The following is a 22,924-nucleotide window of genomic DNA, read 5'->3' as shown; positions in this document are numbered from 1 at the left end:
GTTATAAAACTCCTCAAACAATAGAAGATCTGGCTATAAAAGTAGCTTAGATTTAACTTTTTTGTGTCCAAAATATTGACTCAAATCCATACCTTTGATTTAAACGTGAGTTCTCTTATAGAAACTTTGAAAGTTGTTTGAGGACATTGGTTTATTAATTTTACTAGATGCGATATTATAAAATTGTGCAGTGACCTTTAGGTGATTCCGACCATTAACTGGACTGGGGCTATTGTTCATAGACCTCTAATATTGATGTGAGGCACTCCATTCAATTAGAAAGATGGCACTTCACATTAAATTAAATATAAATTAACGGATTACCTGTCAATTTCGACAGGTTTTTTATTATTTCAAAAGGAATATTATAGTTAATGTCGAATATTCCTGTTTAATAGACTATATAGAGAAATTTTAAAACAAATATAGTGAATAGTGTGCAGTTGAAACTCTAAAAGTGTATGGAGCTAGTGAGTCTAGACTCTTTTATTAAATCTGAGATTAAATATCTGGCGATATAATCCTAACATGCTACATTGGGCCTAAGCTCTAACAGAAACTTGGATGGTCAGATATAATCATACTGCTTACTGTTCGGAGAGGAAATCATGGAAAATACGATTACTCCTTTTAGTTATGGGAATCATTCAGATGATAAAGGTCAAGAGATTCGTAAGTTTTATCAGTTTTATGTTGGGATAGATATTGGGGCTAGCTTCCATGTAGCTTCTTGTATTAAATTTGATGCTTTTTTAGATCCTAAAGGAATTGCTTGGAAACGAACAAAAACGATGAAATTTAATTCCGATAGCACAGGAATAGCGGAATTTTTAAAGGCTTTAAAACAAATAGAAGATTAATTTAATATTACCAGAGATGATTTCTTAATTCTTTTAGAACCTACTGGTGGACATTATTCCTATTTAGTTCAGCAAGTATTATTGAATGAAGGATATCAACTCTTTCAAGTGGAAAATAAAGCAGTTGGTGAATTTCGTAAGAATAATCTAGGTATCTCAGAGAAATCAGATTCAATGGATGCCAAAGTAATGTCCTATTAGCGATTTGTTGATTTAACCATACACACAAAGATAGAAAATGGTGCCCATGGCACTTACGTTTTCGTTTCATTCCACCAGCTTCTATAGCTAATTGATTAAGTGTAGTGGGAGACATATATCGATATAACTCCTCGGCAAATAAAGACAACTCTTGTTTTGGATGCATATTCATAAAAAGTACGTCACCCTTTCTCATTGATATAAGAAAATAGTAACGTGCTTTTAATTTCAAGAATAGTCCAAATTCTTAAGTTGATGGATGTGTGGGGTGGTACCCCAATGTTGATTGTAAGAAGCACTTTTTGCATATACTTTAATCGTTTTTTCCTTTTAAAGTTTCTAAAACAGCCGGCATGCCGTAGTCCAAAAACATCCAAACAGCATGCAGAAAATAAAATAGACGTATATCCCATGAAAAAAATGAATGATACACGGCTATTTATGATGTATACTATAAAGATGTGCTTGTTTTTTAGAATTCAGGCTTACTTCCCTTCTACTATTGGAAGTAAAATAGAACTTAAATCAGTGGATTTTCCTTCATCCCCTACTAATAATGAAAAGCCCTAAACAGGATAAAAACAAAAATAGCCTGTAAATAGAACGACCACTGAAAACATCCACTTCATAAGAAAAAATAATATTTTGTACATCTATTAGTAATAACGCAACGCCCTTGCTCATTTTTTCCTCCTATTCCCTTTTCCTTCAATGACTTATGAAGTGTGTAATTAATTTTTATTCTATCTTTTATAATTTCTAATCCTATTTTATTTTGATATACTTCGTTTCTTAAATATATCTTTTCATTTTTTATTATCTGATTTTTTAATGTTCCTTTTTATTCCATACATACAGAAAGAAATATTTATAATCTTTCAGGGCATAGTAAGTATGAGGTGTTACTTTATGTTCAAAAAAATAGGAATCCTTTCTCTGCTTTTCTTTTTCTTATCCACACATGCGCTTGCAAATACAAGTAAGCAAATTGAAGTATTTGACTGTCAAAAAGGGATGGTCGTTCAAAAACAATCGTTACATGCAGAAATTCAACACGATGCGATTCAATATGCAAAATCCATTACTGGGGCATTTACAAATATAAATGTTGTTCCTAGAAGCGGATATATGATTAAAATCCCTTTAACCAAACCTGTTATCATCACAAATCAATGGATTCATACAACTATCGATGAGGTACTTGTCCTTCTTCCTAAAAATGAAAAACCTTATATTATGATTTACGATGACGAAAACCATCCACATTTTTATTATGTAAAAGGACATCCGGAGATTTTATTAAAACAGTTAAAAGTGAGAACGTAATTGAATGAAAGAAATTTCTTCAGGGGGAAGAAATTTCTTTCATTCTTATTGGACCGGATCATATAGTCTCATTTTAAGCATTTTCACCAAAATTCCAGAAAAATCATTCGCTGCCGTTTTCGAAAAGTTTTCATATAACATTATCGCTCCATCCTTTGCGCTATTAGAAATACATCTCATCATAAGAAACAGTATCCCTCTTTATATATTTGAAATTCTTTTATACCGCTAACTTTCTCTACATCACCAATCATAAAAATCTCCGTAATACAAGTTTTTTTCAGCTGTATAATAAGTCGATATAGTCCTTCAACTATTCTGCATTCCATTATTTCACAGCTTGTGATGAAGCATTAATCATTCCTCCGATACGAATTGAGTATTATGTTTGCCACTACTACAGTTCACTTTTACAAATAATTGCAACTTATAATCCTCTAAACCATTATACAAAAAATAAAAATATCCAGATAAACAGAACCATTCTTTCTTATAAAACCGCAACCATTCGCATGTTTTAACTGTGATACCATTTTCTATAAGTGATGAACCTCAATAAAAATTTTTGTAATCATAAAAACTATTTTTTGAAATAATTAGACTTTATCGTCATCTCCATTTATATTTAAATTACAGAATTTTTTAATCTATCATATATTCAAAACGAATACAATTCAAGCATTCACTTTACATTATGCAGTCATTTAAGCCATTTGCTTTCAATTTTATAAAGGAGGGTTATGTGGAATGGATGAAATTGATAAGAAAATTATTTTACTTTTACAAGAAGATGCTAGAATGACTATTACCGACATGACTGAACACTTAAATCTTAGTCGACCAAGTATTACAGAAAGGCTGAAACGTTTGCACGATGCAGGCATCATCGAAAAATATACAGCACGAATTTCTCCAGAAGCAGTTGGGAAGTCCATTCAAGCCTTTTTAAGAATTGAAAGTTTAAAAATCCCTTGTAAACATTTCGAAAAAATTATTTATGAAGAACACCAAATTCTCGAATGCCACCGCGTAACTGGTGAAAGTTGTTATTATTTAAAAGTCGCCGTTCGCTCTATGAAAGAATTAGAAAAATTGATTGATATTGTGATTCCTTTCGGTACAGTAAAGACTTCCATGATCTTATCATCACCTATTCCATATCGACCGATTATTGTAGACGAAAACAAAAAGGATTGATCAAAAAGATCAATCCTTTACTCTACTTCATTTAAGAAGAATATTGCTAAAACACCTGGCCCTGTATGCGCTCCAATTGCTGCTCCAATTGTATTTACAACAAATACTTCACAACCAAAACGCTCCTTAATGAGCGTTTTTAATACTTCAGCAGTTTCTAACTCATCACCATGTATAATAGCAATTGTTTGCTTTTGAAGGTTTTTCCCTCGTTCTTCCATAATATCAACCATGCGGCTTAACATTTTCTTTTTGCCTCTTATTTTTTCAAGTGGTACAAGTTTTCCCTCTTCCACATTTAAAATCGGTTTAATATTTAGTAAACCACCAATAAATCCAGCTACTTTGCTGAGGCGGCCACCTCTAACAAGATATTGTAAATCACCTACAGTAAAGATATGTTCTATATGTGTTATGAAAAAAGCAACTCGCTTTAAAATTTCTTCTTTTGACGCGCCTTCTTTTGCCATTTTAGCAGCTTCTAAGACAACAAGCCCTTGCCCAAGAGATGCACATTTCGTATCAACAATGTCTAAGTCGAAATCTGGATACGTTTCTTGTACTTCTTCTTTAACAAGGAGCGAAGATTGGTATGTACCGGAGAGTTCAGATGAAAAAGCTAAATATATACAAGGCGTACCTTCTTTTGCATATGTAGAAAACGTTTCTTGAAATGCTTTTAATGAAGGGAGCGATGTTTTATACGCTGCACCTTCTCTCATTTTTTGTAACAATTGAGTTGATTCTAACGTTACCCCGTCTAAATACTCTGTTTCTCCTTCATCAAAGACACGAAGCGGAAATACATCTATATCGTAAGCTTGCAGCACCTCTTTTGGTAAATCTGCCGCACTGTCTGTAATAATTTTTACACCCATTTTTAAACCTCTATTCTTTTTAAGTATACGATAATAAAAACGTTTACGTTTACCTTTACATATTATATACGTAAAACAAGATTGAAGGAAGAGAAACTATTGTAGATTATATGCTCGCAATGTCTACAAATTCATATTTTATGAGGAGGAAATCAGATGGAGATCCGACTTGCACAAAAAGAAGACTTAGACTGGGTTAATCATCAATACAGATCAGTAGAGTTTGTTCCTAGTAATCTCATACAAGATCGAGTTGCGATTATTACATACAATGGAAAGCAAGCTGGACTAGGACGTTTAGTTCATATTGATGAGCGCACAATTGAAATGGACAGTATTTACATACTCCCTACCTATCGTGGCCGGCAACTAGCTGGAAGATTAGTTTCTTTTTTAGTTCGAACGGCTAAAGAATCAAAAGTACCACACGTATATTGTATTCCGTTTGAAGAACTTGGTTCGTTCTATAAAAAATATGGATTTCAAGACATCGATATTGAAAAAGAGGATATGCATCCGACCATTATTGCGAAATATAAATGGCGCTTACAAGAATATGATAAACATGTATTATAATGGCCCATCTAAAAACGCCACCCATTTTTTCAAGTTATTCAACAACATTCCAACAATCATATTCCGCAGTTTTAAAATCTCCTTGAAAAAAACATTAAGAAAAATTTTTAAACAAATAGAAGGAAACAATTTCATGTTTTCACTAAAAAACGTTATAATAAGCTATGGCCTCTACGACTATGTTATAAAGGAGATTGAAACAATGGCTAAAATTAAAGTATATCAACCAAAAGAAGAACATATGGAAACAGTAAAAGACATTATTGATGTTCAAGAAGAAAATCCAACTACTGAACATTTACACACTCTATACACATGTGTATTAGATACGGAAGATATGGCTTTACCTGAATCATATATGGAAGAGGATATCTTAATTGACTCTATGGAAGTAATGGTAAATGCTTCTCAAAATAAATTAAGAGACCTAGGTACATATGATGTGATTGAAATACAAAACAAAAGCAAAAAAACACAAATTCTACTACTGTCAGACGAAGAATACGAAATTATTGAAGACTAATTTGTAAAGTACATATGCAAAAGCTCCTTTCTCATCTAGAAAGGGGCTTTTGCATATGTCAAAAGAATCTTCCCTTCTCTTACATCACTATATGTGTGACTTGTAAAAGGAATCCATCTTGCTTTTTTACAAACTGCAATCTTTTATTATTGGTTTTGTATTCCCACCACTAAAAACCTCTAACTCATCTACATCTAATCTTTTTAATAAAGCTGGCAATTCACCACGACATATATTACAAGTTTTTTGGTCAACATACATTGTAACTTTTCCAGGTAAGCTTCCTTGTTTTTCAAATGCTCTTATTAAAGAATGTGACTTTGTATGAGTAAGAGACTGTGCATGTCCCAAATGTTTTGGATTATTCTTTTTGGGCGGCACCCCATCGCCATCAAGCTAATAAAGGCAAATACCTTATGCGCATTAAGCCAAGAGTTTGAGTGTAATATTATTCGTGGAAAGCCTCTTCGTAAAGGTAATACGTAAAATACAAACAAAACCAGCACGACATAGAAAAATGTTTTGCTGGTTTTGTTGAAGTTCATCTTGAATTGTAGCTAGTTCAACATAACTGTAAATTCCGAGTTCGGCGCGCCAGCAAATACAACCGTTCCGTTCTTTGGCAGTTTTACCTTGTTATTGTTGCTCACAACGGTAAAATTGACGCATACTCCCTTCTCATCATACACCGCAAACGAACTCTTCGATGGCAACTCCACGGTCATCGTTTTCCCTGCTGCCGCATACGGGATCGTAAACCATTTCGCATGCCCATTTGATTGCAGTGTAACTTTCGATGATTGACCTGTCTCAAGTGGTTTTACGTTGGATTCGCTGACGTATAACGAGCTGTCTATCTGCATATATTCCTTACCACCCTCTGTATAGAAACGAGCTTCCGTCGTATCGCGCCCATCCATCACAGGGATCTGGATTTGATGCGCCGCCGTGTTCGGACCTGTAATTTTTCTGCCATCCCAATAGCCTTTTAGGCCCTCTTGGCGAGTAATTTGTTTAGTAAGAGGTATCAGTTGTACGAGATAGTCCATAGAACTAAATTTCTCGTTCACGAGATAGAACTTGCCACCTTCCCGATCCGTCCATACGGCAGCAGTTTTCTTCGATAGCACGTTGTCTTCTAGTTTCTCAGCTAAATAGTGAGTCAGCACATCTTGCCCTAAACCTGGTGTTGATTTATATGTGCTCTCCATCAAATAAGTTCTTCCATTCTTCTCGGTAACAAAGTTGAGCTTGGAGGTGCCCTTCTCATTAATAAAGCTTCCATCTGCAGTATATACATAATTTTCTTCTCGATTAGATGGTAAGAACAGTTCTCCCTTCTTCGTAATTTCTATTTTAAAATGACTGTAGCTATTGCCGTAAAAGCCCGCTTTCTTTGCCACAGCTTGAGGCATCTTAGCCTTGACTGGCTTGCCAAAAGATTTGTCCGGCTTTATATCCTTAATTGTCCCCTTCTCTTTAAGCGCGGCGAGCAGTAATTTAGTTGCCAACAGTTGATTTGTCATGCTGCTTCCGCCAGATGACAACACCGCTGCGGCCATCTTCTGCTCTGGAAGCACGACCAATGCAGCGTGTTGCAGTAACGTGTCGCCGCCCTTAGCCAAGGCCTTTATCCCATATCTATTGAATGGATATAGCTTCACACTATCCCAGCCAAGACCATAGTTGAACACATAATCTCCAGCCCCCGGCCACATTCCTTTTTTATATTCCTCTTGCTCCATCTCCTTGACTGCCTTATTAGAAAGGATTCCTTTTCCCTGTCCCATAAATAATTGTGAGAATCGTACCACATCTTCTGCCGTGGAAGAGATTCCTCCCGTACCAATCACATTCACCGTTTCAATGGGAAGCTGTCCTTGGTACGTCGGAAAATAAAGTCCAGCCCGCTTTTCGTCCTCCCATTTATCCTGTGGCGTTTTCGTATGATTCAGTTTTAATGGCTTTGTAAACTGTTGATGTAGAAATTCAGTAAAACTCATACCGCTGACTCTTTCTACCAAAATCTCGGCCAGCGTAAAGCCGTCGTTACAGTATACCGAAAACGCGCCAGGGTCCGCCTTCAAACTTTGGGTGGATAGTTGCCGCAACAAGATATCATGGGTATAGGTATCATTATCTTTAAATAAAAATGAATTATTTAACGTGGTACCTTGCAAACCGGAGGAGTGGTTCAATAGCATACGCATTGTAATGCGCTTGTATCGCTTATCTTTCATCTTGAACTCAGGAATATAGCGAACGACAGGAGTATCCAAATCGACTTTTCCTTCATCGACCAATTTCATAACAGCCGCAGCTGTATATACTTTACTGGTTGAACCAATCCCGTATAAAGTATCTTTGGTCAGCGGCTGTTTCCCTTCCATATCATTCTTGCCTGTCTGATCCGATAAAATAAGTTTACCATTATCAATTAGCGCATACTGCACGCTAGTCGTCTCATAGGACTTCGTGAGTAGTGCAGCGTTCTCTGCAGCAATCTTCTCCAATTCTTTGCTAGCAACTTCTTGGCTAGCTACAATCGGAGTCTTAGTACTAGAAGACGCTATCGCTCCTGTTGGTAGGATCATCGTTAGAGCCAAGATAGCAGCTAACACCCCAAATCGTTTATTTTCCATAAGAGAAATGCCTCCTTAGATAAATGATCGATTTCATCTCTTATTTGTTCAATTACAAACATCACATAAATTACTATTCCGTCTTTATCCCTACCGGCTAAATTCAGCAAGTAAAGTACTTTTAAAAAGCCCCGGACTCTCGGCTCTACCCATACCGTTCAAATTGACGGCCAACATATGCCTACCTCCATGTTGTACCTCCAACAAAAGTATCAAATCCTGGAATACCACCTGTATGTCCCCATATCGAGACACCGTTAGGAAGTTTAATTTCATAGATTCCTAGACCATATCCATTGATTCCTCCCTTTCCTGTGGAAACTGTAGTAAGCATTTGTTTTAGTTGCTGTTCTTTCATTAATTTGCCACCAAGCAAATAAGAAAAGAATTTATTTAAGTCGTCAGCAGTAGAAATCATATCTCCAGCCGAGCTAGCTATACTTGGATTATAATATGTTACGTCTTTTAGCTCATTTGCTCCGTCTAGTTGTACATATCCACGGGCATGCTTGGTTCCTGGAATTACCAGGTAGGAATGTATTCGACAATTCAAGCGATTCAATAATCCGATTTTCAATCTCTTCTGCATAGCTGTTTCCTGTTACTTTTTCAATAAGGATACCCAGTATGTTCGAGTAGGACCAGCCCTTTTCTGGGACAAAGTCTGGGGGCAAAGAAATCCCCATCTTTACTAATTCTTCAGCCATATACGTCTTTTTATATCCATAAGATTAAAGTCTGTTGACCTTGAGTATTCAGCGATACCACTTGTATGGTTCAATATCTGCCGAATAGTAATCTGTTTACCATCATATCCGTTTCCTTGCATGATACTAGGCAACCATTTTTCGATGGAGTCGTCCAGATTCAAGCAATTCTCTCCAGCTAATTGAAGTACAACAGTTGCCGTGAACGTCTTCGTCACGCTGCCAATATGAAAACGAAAATCTGTTTTCATTTGTTTCTTAGTGCTCCAATCCGCTCCCCCAGTGGCATCCCCCTACGTTTTTCCACCTTCAGAAATTTTAGCGAGTATCCCCGGGTACCCAAGATGCAATGTATCCCGCATTGCTTGATAGAAGTACGATCTCGTTGCGTACTTGTTTGTAACGAACTAGATATATTTTGAGTGCGCTCTGCTTTTACAATTAGGGTTGATGTCGTGTATAACAGGGAACTTCCAGCTATTAAAAAAGCCAGGCTTGCAAATGTAATTTGACTATGTGTTTTCATAAGGCATTCTTCTCTACTCATATTGTATCGATGGTTACTTGCTTTCATACAAATCACACAGCTAACATCTCTACCAATGACAAAAGGTCAACATTGCATTCATAATCATCTTCATGATAATTATTTTTAAAAATACCCTTCTGTCCTAACAAACAGTAAATTCCTCTTTTTTCACATGTATGTTAATCCCAGAAATTATATCTTTTCCTTAGAACACTCTTATTACGAGTTTGTTTTTTACATAAATATATCTTATCTAATCCCCCTTCCACTCTTCTTTATATTTTTATCCTACACAATAAAAATTTCTTTTTTCTTATCCATTCCTTAAAAATTCCTTACGTACAAAATAGCTTCTATAATAGGATAGAAGGAGGATCTGTGCCCGAAAATGCAAAGTATTTTTCAATAAATATATTAATCAAAAATTTCTTTAACCTAAGGGGTACTCCATATCCATCAGCTTAAGGTAAATAAACACCCTCAAAACGAAGAAATAAGCTGAATTTACATAAATAACTATCAGGAAATAAAAATTTAATTTTTTGGAAGGTACCTCAAAATATTAGATTAATGGGCATAGAGCGAACCCACTCTACTTCTCTTAACCACTTTTGCCCTATCAGAGCGCCATAACCGAGATGTATTGAGTACAATCACGTGCTTCACTTGTTATATGCCATATCTGACAATAGTTCTTGTAAGCCTTCACGTTCAACTGTTAATCCATTTTCATCAACAGTTGCGCCACTTAGTCCTCTATCTTCATATACATGAAGCAATTGTAAGTTGTTTTCCATACAGTAACGTTCGATTTCTTCTACTTGATACGCTAAGCTGTATCCGTCACGTACTTGTCCTTCTGTTGAAACTCGTACATAACCCACTACTTTCTCTTCCATATTGAGTCCTCTCCCGTTACAGTAATTACAATCTATGTAACGTTTACCTGTTTTTTGCGGATAACGTGTGCATAACGTCCATCCGTTAAAACGTACTTTACGATGACTTCAAAACATAACACAATCCTTTATTTTTTCCTCTACTATCGTCATACCCTGTTCATAGCCATTACAATCTATAAAAATTTAATACTTAGCACACTTATAAAATTATAATGTGTCTACTCATTTCTATCCTAAAAAACAAAAAAGCACTTGTTGCCTTTAATTGACAATCAAGTGCTTTAAGTTCATATGTTTTTAAGTAGCATAAATTTGTAAGTTTTGTAGTAACAGTATGACACCTTTTGTATATCATGACAACTACTACGTTAAAACTTACGAGTTTGTACGAGTTCGCTAGTTTTTTGTCCATTCCATGTGTTTATATTCATCATCCAGTAAAATGTCATCTCACCTAAGCTCGTACTTCGTTTTCTATTCTATCATTGCACATAATACTCTATGATGGTAGAACCATCATGGAGTATCTATTTTCAAACACTCTATTATTTTTTCTATCCACTTCACATAAACTTTGTTTTTCATTGATTTATATATGTGTTAATGTGTTTCGTTATCATATTCGCTTGTAAAATATAAATTAAGTAGTAAGTCTAAGTCATTTGAACGGATCCTATATCTCTTTACCTAGTAATAAAATATCTACTTATTCTATTATTGTACTGGTCCCATAAAACTAGTAATAATAAGAATATGTTCCTTTAATTTGACCTTTTTTAAGTTCTCTACTTTTTCTGCTCCACCTAAACCTAATAGAGGTGTATAACCAAAACACTCCTCGTAATCTAACTCATTATATTGTTTAAGCGCTTCGGGATAAGGCTGCCAAGATAAATCTTCATCTCTAAATTCTAAATCAGCAATATTTTGAAAGAAAAATTCAAATGTAAACATAATGGTCTTTACTATACCATACCTGTAATTAAGTAATCTAACATATCCATCTGACCAAATAACCAAGTCTCCCATACCCGTAGCAAACAATACTATTGAATCCTTATATCTTTGACTACTCTCCTCCAAAATCTCTTTAAATTCCTCTGGATTTACACTTTTAAAATACCCTTGCATAAATGTACCAAATCCATAATTACTCCATAAATTTATTATTTCATTAGGTACTACATGTTTATACTTTTCAATAATTTCACTCGGAACTTTATTATGCAACTTAAAATCTTTTAAATATTGTTCCATCTAAACTCCTCCTTTAATGTGTTAATTTTACATTCAAATAAGTACTTTTTAGTTGTTCTGGTTTCATGTTTCTGGCTAATTCCTTAATTTGTTCATCAACAATATCAATTCTATACCGCCATTGACTACCTATAGAAGAATTAATCCTTTTATCTCCCATACCTCCTATTATTTCTGCCTTTCCACCTGCTATCTGGTCAGGGTTGTGAAGTGCAGCTTGAGTATCTAGCCATTCCTTGGCTTTTTTCTTGGCATTGGATAACGTTAACCCTTCTCTTTGTAGTTCATTTACCTTTTGTACATAAGCTTCTTCTCTAGCAGCTTGTTGAGCAGCATTACCTTCAATAGCTCTTCCCTGCGCTATGTATCTTTCACGATTTTTTAAATACTCATCAACTGTAAGCTCATTCATACCTTTTTCTTGGTCTTTTAATTGTCTTGCAAACTCTTCTGAATCATGTTTTACATTTCTATTAAAGTTCACTTCAATTTCTTTTATTTTAGGTAAATCATTTAAATGCTTACTATTACCCGTACCCTTAACTCCCGAACCACCATTCCCCTTCGCAAGTTGATAAGCATCCTCTTTAGCGGTTGCTCGCACTCTTGCCAAGTTTTCTGCTATTTCTCCAACAGTTGCATGTTCTATATGAGGAATTTTTATTCCCATTCCAGTGTCTGCTGACCTGATTGCTACGGGGACCTTCGTTTTTTTCCATGTATGTAATGCACTCTTTAATGTCTCATTCTCCTTTAACGATTGTACCACATTTTTCCCCATATTTGGATGGAAGTCAGCGATTCCCTCTTTCCATTTTGTGAGTTTTGCCAGGGATCCAAGGTCGAGTGTTCCTTTGAATGCTTTTGCTGCTGAACCGAGTCCTGGGATGAGGTCAAGTGCTCCGAAGAAGCCAGCTTCTACTTGTTCTTCTTTGCTTAGTTTTCGGCGCGTTCCCCAATCCTCCCCTTCGATGGCACTTTTTACTTGGAGACCACCGTAGACAACTGACGCTGCGATTCCGAGCGGTGGACAGAAGATTGTCGTGATGATCAGTGCTCCGCTGATTGCTACATCACGCCATGCTTCTAATTTTTTCTGTTCGTCTTCTATAGAGGTATACTCGAATCCTCGCATAGATGGGACTAGTTGACGATATTCTTTGTAGTTTAGTTTCGCATCTGGATTTTGCTTTTTGACTTCTTTATACTGCGCGCGAAGTACGTGATCAAAGGCCAGTGAATCTTTGAAAATATCATCTACTGTTATTTTTTCTTTTTTTGTCGTAATGGTTTGCGGAACCCCGTATGCATGGCTACTTGGTAATGTTGTTGTCGTTGTGGCACCCATTCGATTTTTTGTTTGAAAGTCTCGAATGGATATGTCTCTCATTGTTTGAGCAAATTCATCCATCTTTTTATAGAACGGTTCATCTATATGTTCATATACAATCTGTCCTGCTTTATCACAATAGTTTTGCAGTGTTGTATAATCCTCAAGTAATGTATTTATTTTCTTTTCTTGTTTTCTATGATAGAAATCAATACATCTATCTGAATCTAAGTCTTGTATTCTCTCTTGTATATCCTCTACAAGTTCATCTGCTTGCCGTAAGTTCGTGATTGCATCTTTTGTAATCTCATTGATCCCATCTTTCATTTGTTGCCAATGCTTTGACCTATAATGCACATCCATCTCTTTTCCATCCCCTACTTCCGTATCCAGATTATTCAAGAACTTCTAATATTTTTTGTAATTCCTCGTCTTTTTTTATCATTTCTTCAAGTGTATAGTTCACAACCATTGCAGCTTGTTTATAGTTATCCGCCAATTCCATGGTTTTTTCTAATATGTCTTTATAATGATCGGTAACTTTTGTTGCCTCGCCTTTTTGATAGAAATAGGACTGTGCTAGTTTATTAATACTTTGCTGTACACCATTCGCATACAAATTATAAATTGTTTCAAGGCGCATCGCGATTGTAACCATTTCAGAAAAATTTACTAATACTTCTGAATTACCACCTGCTCCTCCTGTACTTCCACCACCCATAGATACTTCCATTAACGCATTCCTCCTAATGAGAATTGTCTTGGATCAATTAACTTTTTATACGGCATTTTCAAGCTGTCGTATAACTTCTTGTTCACAGCATATAGACTCGCCCACTCATACTGCTTACGTTCGATATCAATTTGAATGAAATTTTCTCCCTCTGTAAAGTACAAGAAGCATTCCCATTTTCCCTTGTTGCCTAGTCGCCAATCCCGCGGACGAGAAAATGTTTCAACAGCCAATACATCTTTTTTGGACAAATCCATTTCTTCAAAGAACCGCTGCTTTTCTTCTGTCATTTTATTCGTTAAAAAAGTATGCTCTATTTCTCTCGGTTCTCGCATTAAAAATGGGACACGTTGTAATAACGAGAAATAGACATCGCGCTTCGCTATGTAATCAATTTCGTATTCCTCATTTTGTTTTCGTTCCGTCAATACGGCTACTCTATCTTGATCTTGCGGCAGAAATCCGATTAAAAGGTTATTAAACCGCGTGTACTCGTTACTTTCTTGATACGCTTTTAATAATTCAATGAGTTGGAAGGCCGCTGGTGTGAGACCATTCTCCTCTGTAATGAATCTCTTCGCTTTCAACTTTTCTGTCGCTTTTGTTACACAATCTGGATCTGCTAAAGTAAGTTTTTCGCGCTCTGGTAAACCAAATAAATATGTAATGCCAGCGGCGCCAGCTAATACATAAAGTTCACCAGGGGTAAAACTTTCAATTGTATGTACCATTCCCTCATTCCCCCAGTTCTATTTTACAGTTTCTTTATCTCTTTAACTTCAGGATGATTTGTAAAGGATTGAATGTGTTCATCAAGCTCTTTTAATGCTTTCGTATGTCCTTCAAGTGCTTCTGCCATTTTTGTATTAAATTGAATTAATAATTCTAAATAGCTTAAAAAAGCATTACGTGTTTTTCCATTCCAATGTGAACTTATGACGTATGCTTGTAATTCCCTTGCTTGCTGGAGTGAATCTTTTACTCCTTGTTCAATTTGCTCAGCATAAGAAAGAGCATTTAACGCTTCACTTCCATAAATTTCAATTTCTTTACTGTACATTTCTATCCCCCCATCGTACTCCATACTTCTTTATCTTCGCTTATTTTCCGATTAAATTTTTCAGCGCATTAGCCGCTGCTTCAGCTTCAGCTTTATTTTCCGCATCTGCTTTTGCTTTATATTCCTCCCACTTGTAATACGCTTTATTTTTAGCAGACGTAACGTCTCCTAGCATTTGACGAAAATAGTTGACCATCTCGGTTAATTCCGAATCTTTCTTGTGCCGAGCCGCTTCAAATTCACGGGCAGGAATTTTATCTTGTGGCAATCCATGACTGCTTTCCTCGTAACTACGCTTTGCTGATTCCGCTTCCTCGATTAAAGTTCTCAGTTTACTTTCTTTCGCTTTTAAATATCCATGTAGTTTATCGTAATTATCCCGCTTTCTTTCACTATCTGTATATGAAATATGAAGAAAGTTACCAATGGAATCTATCAAATGCTCCCCCATGTTTTTCCTCCTTTATAAAATGATTGTCTTTTCGATATTTTACATATAGTCCATCTTGTAATTATTTTCGAAATTTTTCTTATATAAGTAATTTCATATGGATATTCTATCAAAAAATAATAGCTATTTCACCATCTATTAAAATAGAATGCTTGTATTGTGTTCCGTTCTGCTAAATGGAATGCAAGAGTCATCCTTATAAATGAGGTGATAACGAAAAAAATCGAAGTGATCTCTCACTTCGAAAAAAAACTGGACTTGTAAAGTTTTATACACTTCCACAATCCTTCTCTTTATTTCAACTTTCCCTCAAATACAATTCTTCTTCCGCATGGTTCTACAACTATTTTCCCATCTTTCTTTACTTCATGAAAGATCGGTTCTTCCATGCGGCGTGATGGCGCATATCCTTCTTGTTCCATACGCGCTAAACAGTCTGTAATTGTTTCATTTTCTTGTACTTCAAATTTCTTCTTTTTAGGTTGTTTTGTCATGTCCTAACCTACTTTCTATTTTTCTTGATGCAAATTGATTTTTCATATATGCGATATATAAAAGTGCAATGACTGCCATTATCAGCATAACGGCTATAAAAAAGCTTGTATACTGTATTCTTTCAATAAATACGCCTCCTAATACAGGTCCTAAAATACTTCCTATACTAAAGGAAATTCCCGATAATATATTCCCAGCGGGCAGCAAATGTCTCGGTAATAAATCCGTCATAAATCCAAGCCCTAATGAGAAACACGAGCCAATTACCATCCCAACTAGAAGCATACACCCAAATACAATCCAATAATACTCATCAAATAGAGCCGCAATTAAGAAAATGATTGTACTCACACTGAAGGTCCACGTTAAAATTCGATCTCTTCCATATTTATCACTTAATATACCAAGTGGTATTTGTGTAATAATCCCTCCGACTGCAAATGCAGGTAATAAGAACGATACATCGGATACAGACCATCCTTTTCGAAGTGCATATACTGGTAAGTTGCTATTTAGCATGGCTTCTAACACGCCGTATGCTAATGGGCCTATTAATGCAATCCATGCGAAAAGAATGACTTGTTTATAACGTGAGAAAGATGTCCCACCATCCTTTCCATTTTCTTCTTGTATTGGAAATGCATTTTTTGTCGGAAGCAATAGTAACCACCCGATTAAACAAAGAATTGTTGATACAATAAATGGCGTTGCGAGTCCATATTGGACAGTGCTAGCTAAATACGGACCTACTGCAAATCCAATCCCGAAAAAGACTCCATATATAGACACTTGTTTTCCGATTTTATTTCGATCCGCAGTTGTCGTAATCCATGTTTGCGTTCCAACATGAAGCATATGATCTCCTACCCCAACGAAAAAACGAAGAATAAACCAGGCCCAAAATGAAAATATTTGGGTAAAAAAGAATAATGAAATAATAACGAGAAATCCACCTATTACAATCACCGGTTTCATTCCAAATCGTTGCATTGGTTTTTCAAGCCATGGTGAAATAAATAAAATTCCGATATATAATGCGGTTGCATGAAGGCCATTAAAACTAGAACGAATTCCCTCTTGTTCAAAAATCATTGCGATAGCTGGCAATAACATCCCTTGTGACAAACCAGAAATTGCAACAATCCCCACCATAATCCAAAATGTAAAGCGCATTGACATTCTCTTCCCTCCCCCTTTTCATACTCACCAAAGCTTATTATAAACTGTTTTCACAACAACGTGTACAAATCGAACAAGAAAAAAGAAGCAAGAAGATGTCTCTTCTCACTTCTTACCCATCCCACACTTTTGCCTTTATAATATGAGGAAAATGTTTATAAAAAGGACTTGTATATACTACCGAACCGTATAGAACAGGATATGCTGGAACAAATGAAGGAACGTAACTTGACAAATATGGGAAGAACGGTGGTTCAACCACTTGCATATACGTCGGATGAATCAGCACTTTTTTATACGAATGCCCATCATAAGGAGATTGAAATATAAGAGAAGGTTCATGCATTCTAAACGGGATCATATTTTTATTCCTCCTTTGATACAAATACTACAGTATATGTATCATTTGTATCTTCTGGAAGAACTTATTTACCATTTAACCAATTTGTTACGTGCTGAATATATTCATCTAAGCAATCAATGAATGGGGAATGCCCACAATCTTTTAATATCGTTAACTTTGCATGAGGAAGATGTTTCGCCAATTCTTCTCCCACCACTTGCGGAACAACATAATCTCGATCCCCTTGCAAGACAAGCGTTGGTACCTGTACATGATGAATATGCCCATTTCCTGGTACTACTCCATTATGCTCATCTGAAATATTAAACGTAATTAAAGCATAGTTAACATCAACGAAATTACGCTGCGTTAACATATCATCTAAATATTTGTCATAGCGCTCTGGATCTGGTTGATTATGTGTATAAATTAACATATTCCATAACGTTCGGTAGTAGAGCTTGTTCATCTTTTTTATTGCCTCTAAAACAGGCACAATTTGAACAGGGTCTTGCGCGATTTCTTCTTTCGTTTTTAATAATGTAGATACGATTGGTTGCCCATTCACATCTTTTTTAAAGATTGGATATCCTTTCATGCCAACAGATTCTACTAAAATAAGGTTCTTAACCAGCTCTTTATGGGAAGGTACAAATTCCATTGCAACTCCTCCTCCCATCGACCAACCCATCAATGAAAACTCTTTTAATTGTAGTTCATTAATCCATAACTTCACATCATCTGCAAAATCTCGTAAAGAATCAATTGGTCTATGATATGTGGATTGTCCGAATCCCCTTAAATCAATCGCATAAATATGATATTGATTCTGCAATTGTTCTATAACTAAATCCCAATGCTGCGAGGATGTCATATTTCCGTGAATGAGTACAAGTATTTCTTTATTTTGCCTTCCGACATCTTGGTATGCGATTGTTTCCCCATTGGGTAACGAGACAAACTCCATTGTTGCAGACTTAGGCATCACAAGTTCCCCCATTCATTTTTAATAGAAAGAAAATTCCAACTTAAACTTAGAATAACATGTAGAATATATGTTCTCAATATAAAATCTATACAAAAATTTTACATAAAACAACATGTCCATCACTAGACAATTTTGACAAAAAAGTATATAGTTAGCTAGGTAACTAATTTGAAAGGATTAAATAAATGGACGAAAAACAGCACTTTTTTCATGTTGTCAGTCAAACATCTCGTAAGTTTACGAAGAAATTTAATGAACGTGTATCATCTACAGGTTTATTTAGTGCGCAGTGGGCTGTCATTTTCCGTATTCATCAAACAGGCCCTTGCACACAAAGGGAACTGTGTCAATACTTAAATGTTGAATCTCCAACAATGACTCGTACATTAACACGTATGGAATCTATGGGCTGGATTATTCGAACGGAGGGAAAAGATCGCCGAGAAAAGCTTATTTCCTTATCAGAAACTGCACTGGAGATGATTCCAGTATGGCAACAAGAAGTTGCTGCTTTCGAAGAAAAAGCACTGCAGAATATTAGTAAAGAAGAGATGCAACGAACATTTCAAGTATTACAAACGATTATTCAAAATCTAAATCATTAAAATTGGAGGGATGATTATGCAGAGTAAAAGACTTTGGACGAAGGACTTCCTTGGAACTTGTTTCAGTAGTCTATTTATCTTTTTAACATTTTACATGCTTATGACCACTTTACCGGTCTATGTCATTGATGGTCTGAAAGGAAAACCAGAAGAAATCGGTTTAGTCGCAACCGTTTTCCTGATTTCTTCTGTACTATGTCGCCCCTTTACAGGAAAATGGCTTGATGATTTAGGAAGAAAGAAAATATTATTTATTTCTCTTTCTCTATTTTTAGCCGCTACCGTTATGTACTTTGGTGTACAAAGTTTCTTTTTATTGCTTGCCCTTCGCTTTCTACATGGAATTGGATTCGGGATGGCAACGACAGCAACAGGTACGATCGTAACAGATGTTGCACCACCGCATCGTCGTGGTGAAGCACTTGCCTATTTCGGTGTATTTATGAGCCTGCCGATGGTAATCGGTCCTTTTTTAGGTTTAACAATTATTGCGCACTTCTCATTTACTGTTTTATTTATGATTAGCTCTATATTTTCATTATTTGCATTTTTACTTGGTTTACTCGTAAAGATTCCACATGAACAACCAGTAAAGAAACAAGATCACGAAAAAATGAAATGGAAAGATCTCATCGAACCATCATCGATTCCGATTGCTCTAACAGGTTTTATTCTAGCATTTTCATATAGTGGTATTTTATCCTTTATTCCCATTTACGCCAAAGAGCTTGGTTTAGAAGAAATGGCAAGTTACTTCTTTATTTTATACGCACTTGTTGTTGTACTATCTCGTCCATTTACTGGAAAGATGTTTGACCGTTTTGGTGAGAATATGCTTGTGTATCCTTCTATTATTATTTTCACAGTTGGAATGTTTATCTTAAGTCAAGCACAAACATCATTTTGGTTCCTTGGTGCAGGCATATTAATCGGTTTAGGGTACGGAACACTGATTCCAAGTTTCCAAACCATCGCCGTTTCATCTGCTCCAAATCATCGCCGCGGTTCTGCAACAGCTACGTATTTTTCATTCTTTGACAGCGGTATTGGGATTGGTTCTTCCGTTTTAGGTATTATAGCTGCAAGATCAAGTTATCATAATATGTATTTCATCGCTGCGATTGTCGTTGCCTTTACATTGCTTATTTATTACGTTTTACATGGTAGAAAACAGAAATTCAAAAGACAACGTACAGACGGACAAATGTCTGCTTAACATTCATAAGGAAAGTAAACTTCTCTGTTTACTTTCCTTATTTTGTATTTCACAAATAACAAGCGTATACTTATAATAGAAATGATAAGGAGGTACATCCATGAATGTAAAAAAATCTCCCCTCTTATTGCTTATTCTCACACTGTTATTTATCATAACAGGACTTGGATTTGCTTTTTTTAAACACAACAAAATAACGCCTTCTAAAGATACGGTAACAAAAGAAAATTGGTTACAAGACCCATACTTACGTTGGTCCTATACAAATATGAAAGAATTGGCCCTTATTCATGAAGTACATAATGACCCAAACAACGTTACGCACTTCCCTATCGCACTACAAAATTTAGATCGTTTCTCTATAAAACAAGAAATTGGGCGAGATATTCCTTTAAAAAAATTATTAGATGAAAATAAAACCGATGCATTTGTCGTTGTACATAATGGAAAGCTTGTTTACGAACGCTATTTCAATGGATACAATCCAAATACCCCACACGGAATGGCATCTTTAGCGAAAGTATTTACCGGTGCACTCATCCAATCTTTTATTGAAGAAAAGCGCATCGATGCAAACCAGACTGCCGAAACATATGTGAAAGAATTGCAAGGCACCCCATTTGGAAAAGCGACAATTCAGCAGTTAATGGACATGCAAGTGTCTGTTGAATATCCTACGCATGGATTCAGACAGCCCGGGCTAGAAAACCAAGATGCACAATTGTATTTAGCTAGCAATATGCTGCCGCGCCACTCAAATTATGATGGTCCGATGAATATTTATGATATGTTACGCGAGGCAAAAGAGACTGCCCCGCCCGGAACTACTTTTTCTTATAATAATGGATCTACTGAAACACTCGCATGGATTATACGAACAATCACTGGCAAGACTTTAGCTGAAAATGTAAGTGAACGTATTTGGTCAAAAATTGGTATGGAGCAAAATGCTTATTATGTTACCGATGAAACTGGAATTGAACAAGCAAGTGCTGGTTTAAATGCAACGGCAAGAGATATGGCAAAGTTTGGGGAATTGTTGTTACATAATGGACAATATCATGGTATGCAAGTTCTCTCCTCTTCTATTTCAGAAAATATCAAAAGCGTACGTAAAGGTGAATTAGCAATTGAGCAAGGGACATCCATTTCGTATCATAATCAATGGTGGATTCCTCATAACGAACATGGTGCCTTCGAGGTGCTTGGAAGCTATGGGCAACGCCTTTATATCGATCCAAAAACAAATATGGTCATTGTCCATTTTTCATCTAATGCTGCCCCAAGCAGTGATGTACATACAACATATTCCGATATGTATGTAGATATCGCTAAACATTTAGAAAAGCTTTCACATGAGTGAGAGCTTTTCTTTTTAAATATCTGAATTTTCAGTTTAATAAAGGTTATTGTACTCCATGTAGCGAATAGTTACAAAAAATATGAAGGAGGTTGATGAACTTGTTTCGCTCTTTTACAAATGGCTGCGTCGCTCTTGTGCAACGCTTTTTACCAGAACCGTTTATTTTATCCTGTTTGTTAACTGTTTTTGTCATTTTCTTTGGCATGTTTGCTACAGAGCAATCCCTCATTCAAATGATTGCTCATTGGGGTGATGGCATTTGGGGGCTATTATCCTTCGCGATGCAAATGGCCCTTGTACTTGTTACCGGCTCCGCTTTAGCAAATGCCCCGCTAATTCGAAAAGGTTTGATGAAAGCGGCTCAGTTACCAAGAACAAGCGGGCAAGGTATTATCGCTATCTCTATCGTTAGTTTGTTAGGAGCCTACATAAATTGGGGGTTTGGCATTGTTGTCTCCGTTTTATATGCTAAAGAAGTTGCCAAGCATATAAAAGAATTAGACTATCGTCTTGCAATCGCTTCCTCTTACTCTGGATTTCTCATCTGGCATGCTGGACTTTCTGCCTCTATTCCACTAACATTAGCGTCCGGAGGGGAGACGTTAATAAAAACAACGGCTGGTAGCCTAAAAGAAGCAATTCCCATTACCGAAACATTATTTTCACCATATGCTCTTGTTCCTATCATTGTCTTTTTTATTACAATGCCACTTATCAATAGAGCAATGCATCCAGATGCGAATCATACTGTTACTGTTGATCCAAATGTATTTCATGAAGAAGCAGCCGCTCAAGAAACAGAAGTTCGTACTTTTGCTGAGAAAATGGAAAACAGTATTTGGATTACGATTTGTATCGGTCTTTTAGGAATCATTTATATGATCCATTACTTTAGTACAAAAGGCTTTAATCTCACGCTCGATATCGTGATTTTTATATTATTAATCGCCGGCCTTATTTTTCATCGTACACCTATTCAATATATTCGTGCCTTTTCCGAATCAACAAAAAGCGCTTCCGGCATTTTATTACAGTTCCCGTTTTATGCTGGCATTATGGGAATGATGATGGGTGCAAATAGCGAAGGACTTTCACTTGGCGGAGCTATTTCAAATTTCTTTATTCAAATCTCTAACGAAACAACCTTCCCATTATTCACATTTTTAAGTGCAGGAATTGTCAATATCTTCGTTCCATCCGGAGGGGGGCAGTGGGCCGTACAAGCTCCGATTATGATTCCAGCTGGTGCAGAGCTCGGTGTTCCCGCTGCGAAAACGGCGATGGCCATCGCTTGGGGAGACGCTTGGACAAATTTAATCCAGCCATTTTGGGCATTACCAGCTTTAGCAATTGCAGGATTAGGTGCTCGCGATATGATGGGATTTTGTGTGATTCATTTACTCTACGCAGGAGCCATCATCGGTTTATGCTTACTTTTCATTTAAATGATCATACCAAAAAGCTAGTTTTTATACTAGCTTTTCTTCTTTCATTTCTATTTTTCTTAATACACGAGCTAGATAAAAAGTTGAAATTGTTAAGATAAACCATATCCAAAATACA

At 36.1% G+C, this 22,924-nt stretch carries 21 protein-coding genes and 4 pseudogenes; 9 read left to right on the top strand and 16 right to left on the bottom strand.

What is annotated here, in order from left to right; all coding sequences use genetic code 11:
- Nucleotides 1-608: 608 nt before the first annotated feature.
- Nucleotides 609-1,058, top strand: a pseudogene (locus MR056_RS15560) (IS110 family transposase); the annotation flags it as partial.
- Here MR056_RS15560 and MR056_RS15555 read toward each other — a convergent pair.
- A pseudogene (locus MR056_RS15555) lies at nucleotides 1,048-1,233 on the bottom strand (IS4 family transposase); the annotation flags it as partial. The pseudogenes MR056_RS15560 and MR056_RS15555 overlap by 11 nt on opposite strands.
- A 737-nt stretch (nucleotides 1,234-1,970) precedes the next feature.
- Between MR056_RS15555 and MR056_RS15550 the strand changes: the two are divergent.
- Both MR056_RS15550 and MR056_RS15545 read left to right on the top strand, forming a co-directional pair.
- Nucleotides 1,971-2,387, top strand: a complete 417-nt coding sequence (locus MR056_RS15550; protein ID WP_012094424.1) for a hypothetical protein — start codon at nucleotides 1,971-1,973, stop codon at nucleotides 2,385-2,387.
- 747 nt (nucleotides 2,388-3,134) lie between these two features.
- Nucleotides 3,135-3,584, top strand: a complete 450-nt coding sequence (locus MR056_RS15545; protein WP_012094425.1) for an Lrp/AsnC family transcriptional regulator — start codon at nucleotides 3,135-3,137, stop codon at nucleotides 3,582-3,584.
- 17 nt (nucleotides 3,585-3,601) lie between these two features.
- Here the strand turns inward: MR056_RS15545 and MR056_RS15540 are convergent, their stop codons facing one another.
- Nucleotides 3,602-4,462: a DegV family protein gene (locus MR056_RS15540; RefSeq protein WP_048724449.1), complete on the bottom strand. Its 861-nt coding sequence runs from the start codon at nucleotides 4,460-4,462 to the stop codon at nucleotides 3,602-3,604.
- Nucleotides 4,463-4,618: 156 nt separating this feature from the next.
- Here MR056_RS15540 and MR056_RS15535 point away from each other — a divergent pair, with 156 nt between their 5' ends.
- Complete coding sequence (locus tag MR056_RS15535; protein WP_012094427.1) at nucleotides 4,619-5,038, top strand: GNAT family N-acetyltransferase; 420 nt, start codon at nucleotides 4,619-4,621, stop codon at nucleotides 5,036-5,038.
- Nucleotides 5,039-5,240: 202 nt separating this feature from the next.
- Entirely contained in the window at nucleotides 5,241-5,561 is a 321-nt protein-coding gene (locus MR056_RS15530) for a hypothetical protein (RefSeq protein ID WP_041809764.1), read from the top strand.
- 126 nt (nucleotides 5,562-5,687) lie between these two features.
- On the opposite strand, the gene MR056_RS15525 is transcribed toward MR056_RS15530, so the two are convergent.
- From MR056_RS15525 to phaZ, 14 genes and pseudogenes are all read right to left on the bottom strand, one after another.
- Nucleotides 5,688-5,942, bottom strand: coding sequence for a deaminase (locus MR056_RS15525; protein WP_048724450.1), 255 nt, complete (start codon nucleotides 5,940-5,942; stop codon nucleotides 5,688-5,690).
- Nucleotides 5,943-6,118: 176 nt separating this feature from the next.
- The gene (locus MR056_RS15520; RefSeq protein WP_048724451.1) at nucleotides 6,119-8,203 is read right to left on the bottom strand and encodes a serine hydrolase domain-containing protein; all 2,085 of its coding nucleotides are present in this window, start codon (nucleotides 8,201-8,203) and stop codon (nucleotides 6,119-6,121) included.
- A 90-nt stretch (nucleotides 8,204-8,293) separates the two neighbouring features.
- Nucleotides 8,294-9,436 (bottom strand): annotated as a pseudogene (locus tag MR056_RS15515) (serine hydrolase domain-containing protein).
- Nucleotides 9,437-10,042: 606 nt separating this feature from the next.
- Nucleotides 10,043-10,338 (bottom strand): annotated as a pseudogene (locus tag MR056_RS15510) (recombinase family protein); the annotation flags it as partial.
- Between the two features lie 717 nt (nucleotides 10,339-11,055).
- Nucleotides 11,056-11,598, bottom strand: a complete 543-nt coding sequence (locus tag MR056_RS15505) for a T6SS immunity protein Tdi1 domain-containing protein (RefSeq protein ID WP_002148296.1) — start codon at nucleotides 11,596-11,598, stop codon at nucleotides 11,056-11,058.
- A gap of 13 nt (nucleotides 11,599-11,611) precedes the next feature.
- Complete coding sequence (locus MR056_RS15500; RefSeq protein WP_242136584.1) at nucleotides 11,612-13,291, bottom strand: polymorphic toxin type 15 domain-containing protein; 1,680 nt, start codon at nucleotides 13,289-13,291, stop codon at nucleotides 11,612-11,614.
- 31 nt (nucleotides 13,292-13,322) lie between these two features.
- Nucleotides 13,323-13,661, bottom strand: a complete 339-nt coding sequence (locus MR056_RS15495) for a hypothetical protein (RefSeq protein WP_087098875.1) — start codon at nucleotides 13,659-13,661, stop codon at nucleotides 13,323-13,325.
- The gene (locus MR056_RS15490) at nucleotides 13,661-14,392 is read right to left on the bottom strand and encodes a DUF5081 family protein (RefSeq protein ID WP_087098877.1); all 732 of its coding nucleotides are present in this window, start codon (nucleotides 14,390-14,392) and stop codon (nucleotides 13,661-13,663) included. The genes MR056_RS15495 and MR056_RS15490 overlap by 1 nt, the downstream gene beginning before the upstream one ends.
- 23 nt (nucleotides 14,393-14,415) lie before the next feature.
- On the bottom strand, nucleotides 14,416-14,721 hold the full coding sequence (locus MR056_RS15485) for a WXG100 family type VII secretion target (protein WP_012094556.1): 306 nt from the start codon (nucleotides 14,719-14,721) through the stop codon (nucleotides 14,416-14,418).
- 40 nt (nucleotides 14,722-14,761) lie between these two features.
- On the bottom strand, nucleotides 14,762-15,172 hold the full coding sequence (locus MR056_RS15480) for a hypothetical protein (protein ID WP_012094557.1): 411 nt from the start codon (nucleotides 15,170-15,172) through the stop codon (nucleotides 14,762-14,764).
- Between the two features lie 293 nt (nucleotides 15,173-15,465).
- On the bottom strand, nucleotides 15,466-15,666 hold the full coding sequence (locus tag MR056_RS15475; RefSeq protein ID WP_012094558.1) for an NETI motif-containing protein: 201 nt from the start codon (nucleotides 15,664-15,666) through the stop codon (nucleotides 15,466-15,468).
- Nucleotides 15,650-16,846, bottom strand: coding sequence for an MFS transporter (locus MR056_RS15470; protein WP_012094559.1), 1,197 nt, complete (start codon nucleotides 16,844-16,846; stop codon nucleotides 15,650-15,652). The genes MR056_RS15475 and MR056_RS15470 overlap by 17 nt, the downstream gene beginning before the upstream one ends.
- A 112-nt stretch (nucleotides 16,847-16,958) precedes the next feature.
- Entirely contained in the window at nucleotides 16,959-17,207 is a 249-nt protein-coding gene (locus tag MR056_RS15465; RefSeq protein WP_048724398.1) for a hypothetical protein, read from the bottom strand.
- Nucleotides 17,208-17,271: 64 nt separating this feature from the next.
- Nucleotides 17,272-18,189, bottom strand: coding sequence for an intracellular short-chain-length polyhydroxyalkanoate depolymerase (gene phaZ / locus MR056_RS15460; protein ID WP_242136583.1), 918 nt, complete (start codon nucleotides 18,187-18,189; stop codon nucleotides 17,272-17,274).
- A 173-nt stretch (nucleotides 18,190-18,362) separates the two neighbouring features.
- Here phaZ and MR056_RS15455 point away from each other — a divergent pair, with 173 nt between their 5' ends.
- From MR056_RS15455 to MR056_RS15440, 4 genes are all read left to right on the top strand, one after another.
- Nucleotides 18,363-18,782 carry a MarR family winged helix-turn-helix transcriptional regulator gene (locus MR056_RS15455; protein WP_087095056.1) on the top strand — a complete coding sequence of 140 codons (420 nt, stop codon included), beginning with the start codon at nucleotides 18,363-18,365 and terminating at the stop codon, nucleotides 18,780-18,782.
- 16 nt (nucleotides 18,783-18,798) lie between these two features.
- On the top strand, nucleotides 18,799-19,998 hold the full coding sequence (locus tag MR056_RS15450) for an MFS transporter (protein WP_012094563.1): 1,200 nt from the start codon (nucleotides 18,799-18,801) through the stop codon (nucleotides 19,996-19,998).
- 100 nt (nucleotides 19,999-20,098) lie between these two features.
- On the top strand, nucleotides 20,099-21,361 hold the full coding sequence (locus MR056_RS15445; protein ID WP_048724402.1) for a serine hydrolase domain-containing protein: 1,263 nt from the start codon (nucleotides 20,099-20,101) through the stop codon (nucleotides 21,359-21,361).
- A 98-nt stretch (nucleotides 21,362-21,459) separates the two neighbouring features.
- A complete protein-coding gene (locus tag MR056_RS15440) occupies nucleotides 21,460-22,806 on the top strand; it encodes a short-chain fatty acid transporter (RefSeq protein WP_087098879.1) in 1,347 nt (448 codons plus the stop codon).
- The last annotated feature ends 118 nt before the right edge of the window (nucleotides 22,807-22,924 follow it).

The sequence above is a fragment of the Bacillus cereus group sp. BfR-BA-01360 genome (assembly GCF_022663595.1).
Lineage (GTDB): Bacteria > Bacillota > Bacilli > Bacillales > Bacillaceae_G > Bacillus_A > Bacillus_A cytotoxicus.
Note: the sequence above shows the minus strand (reverse complement) of the source record. Positions and strands in the feature narration are given on the sequence as shown.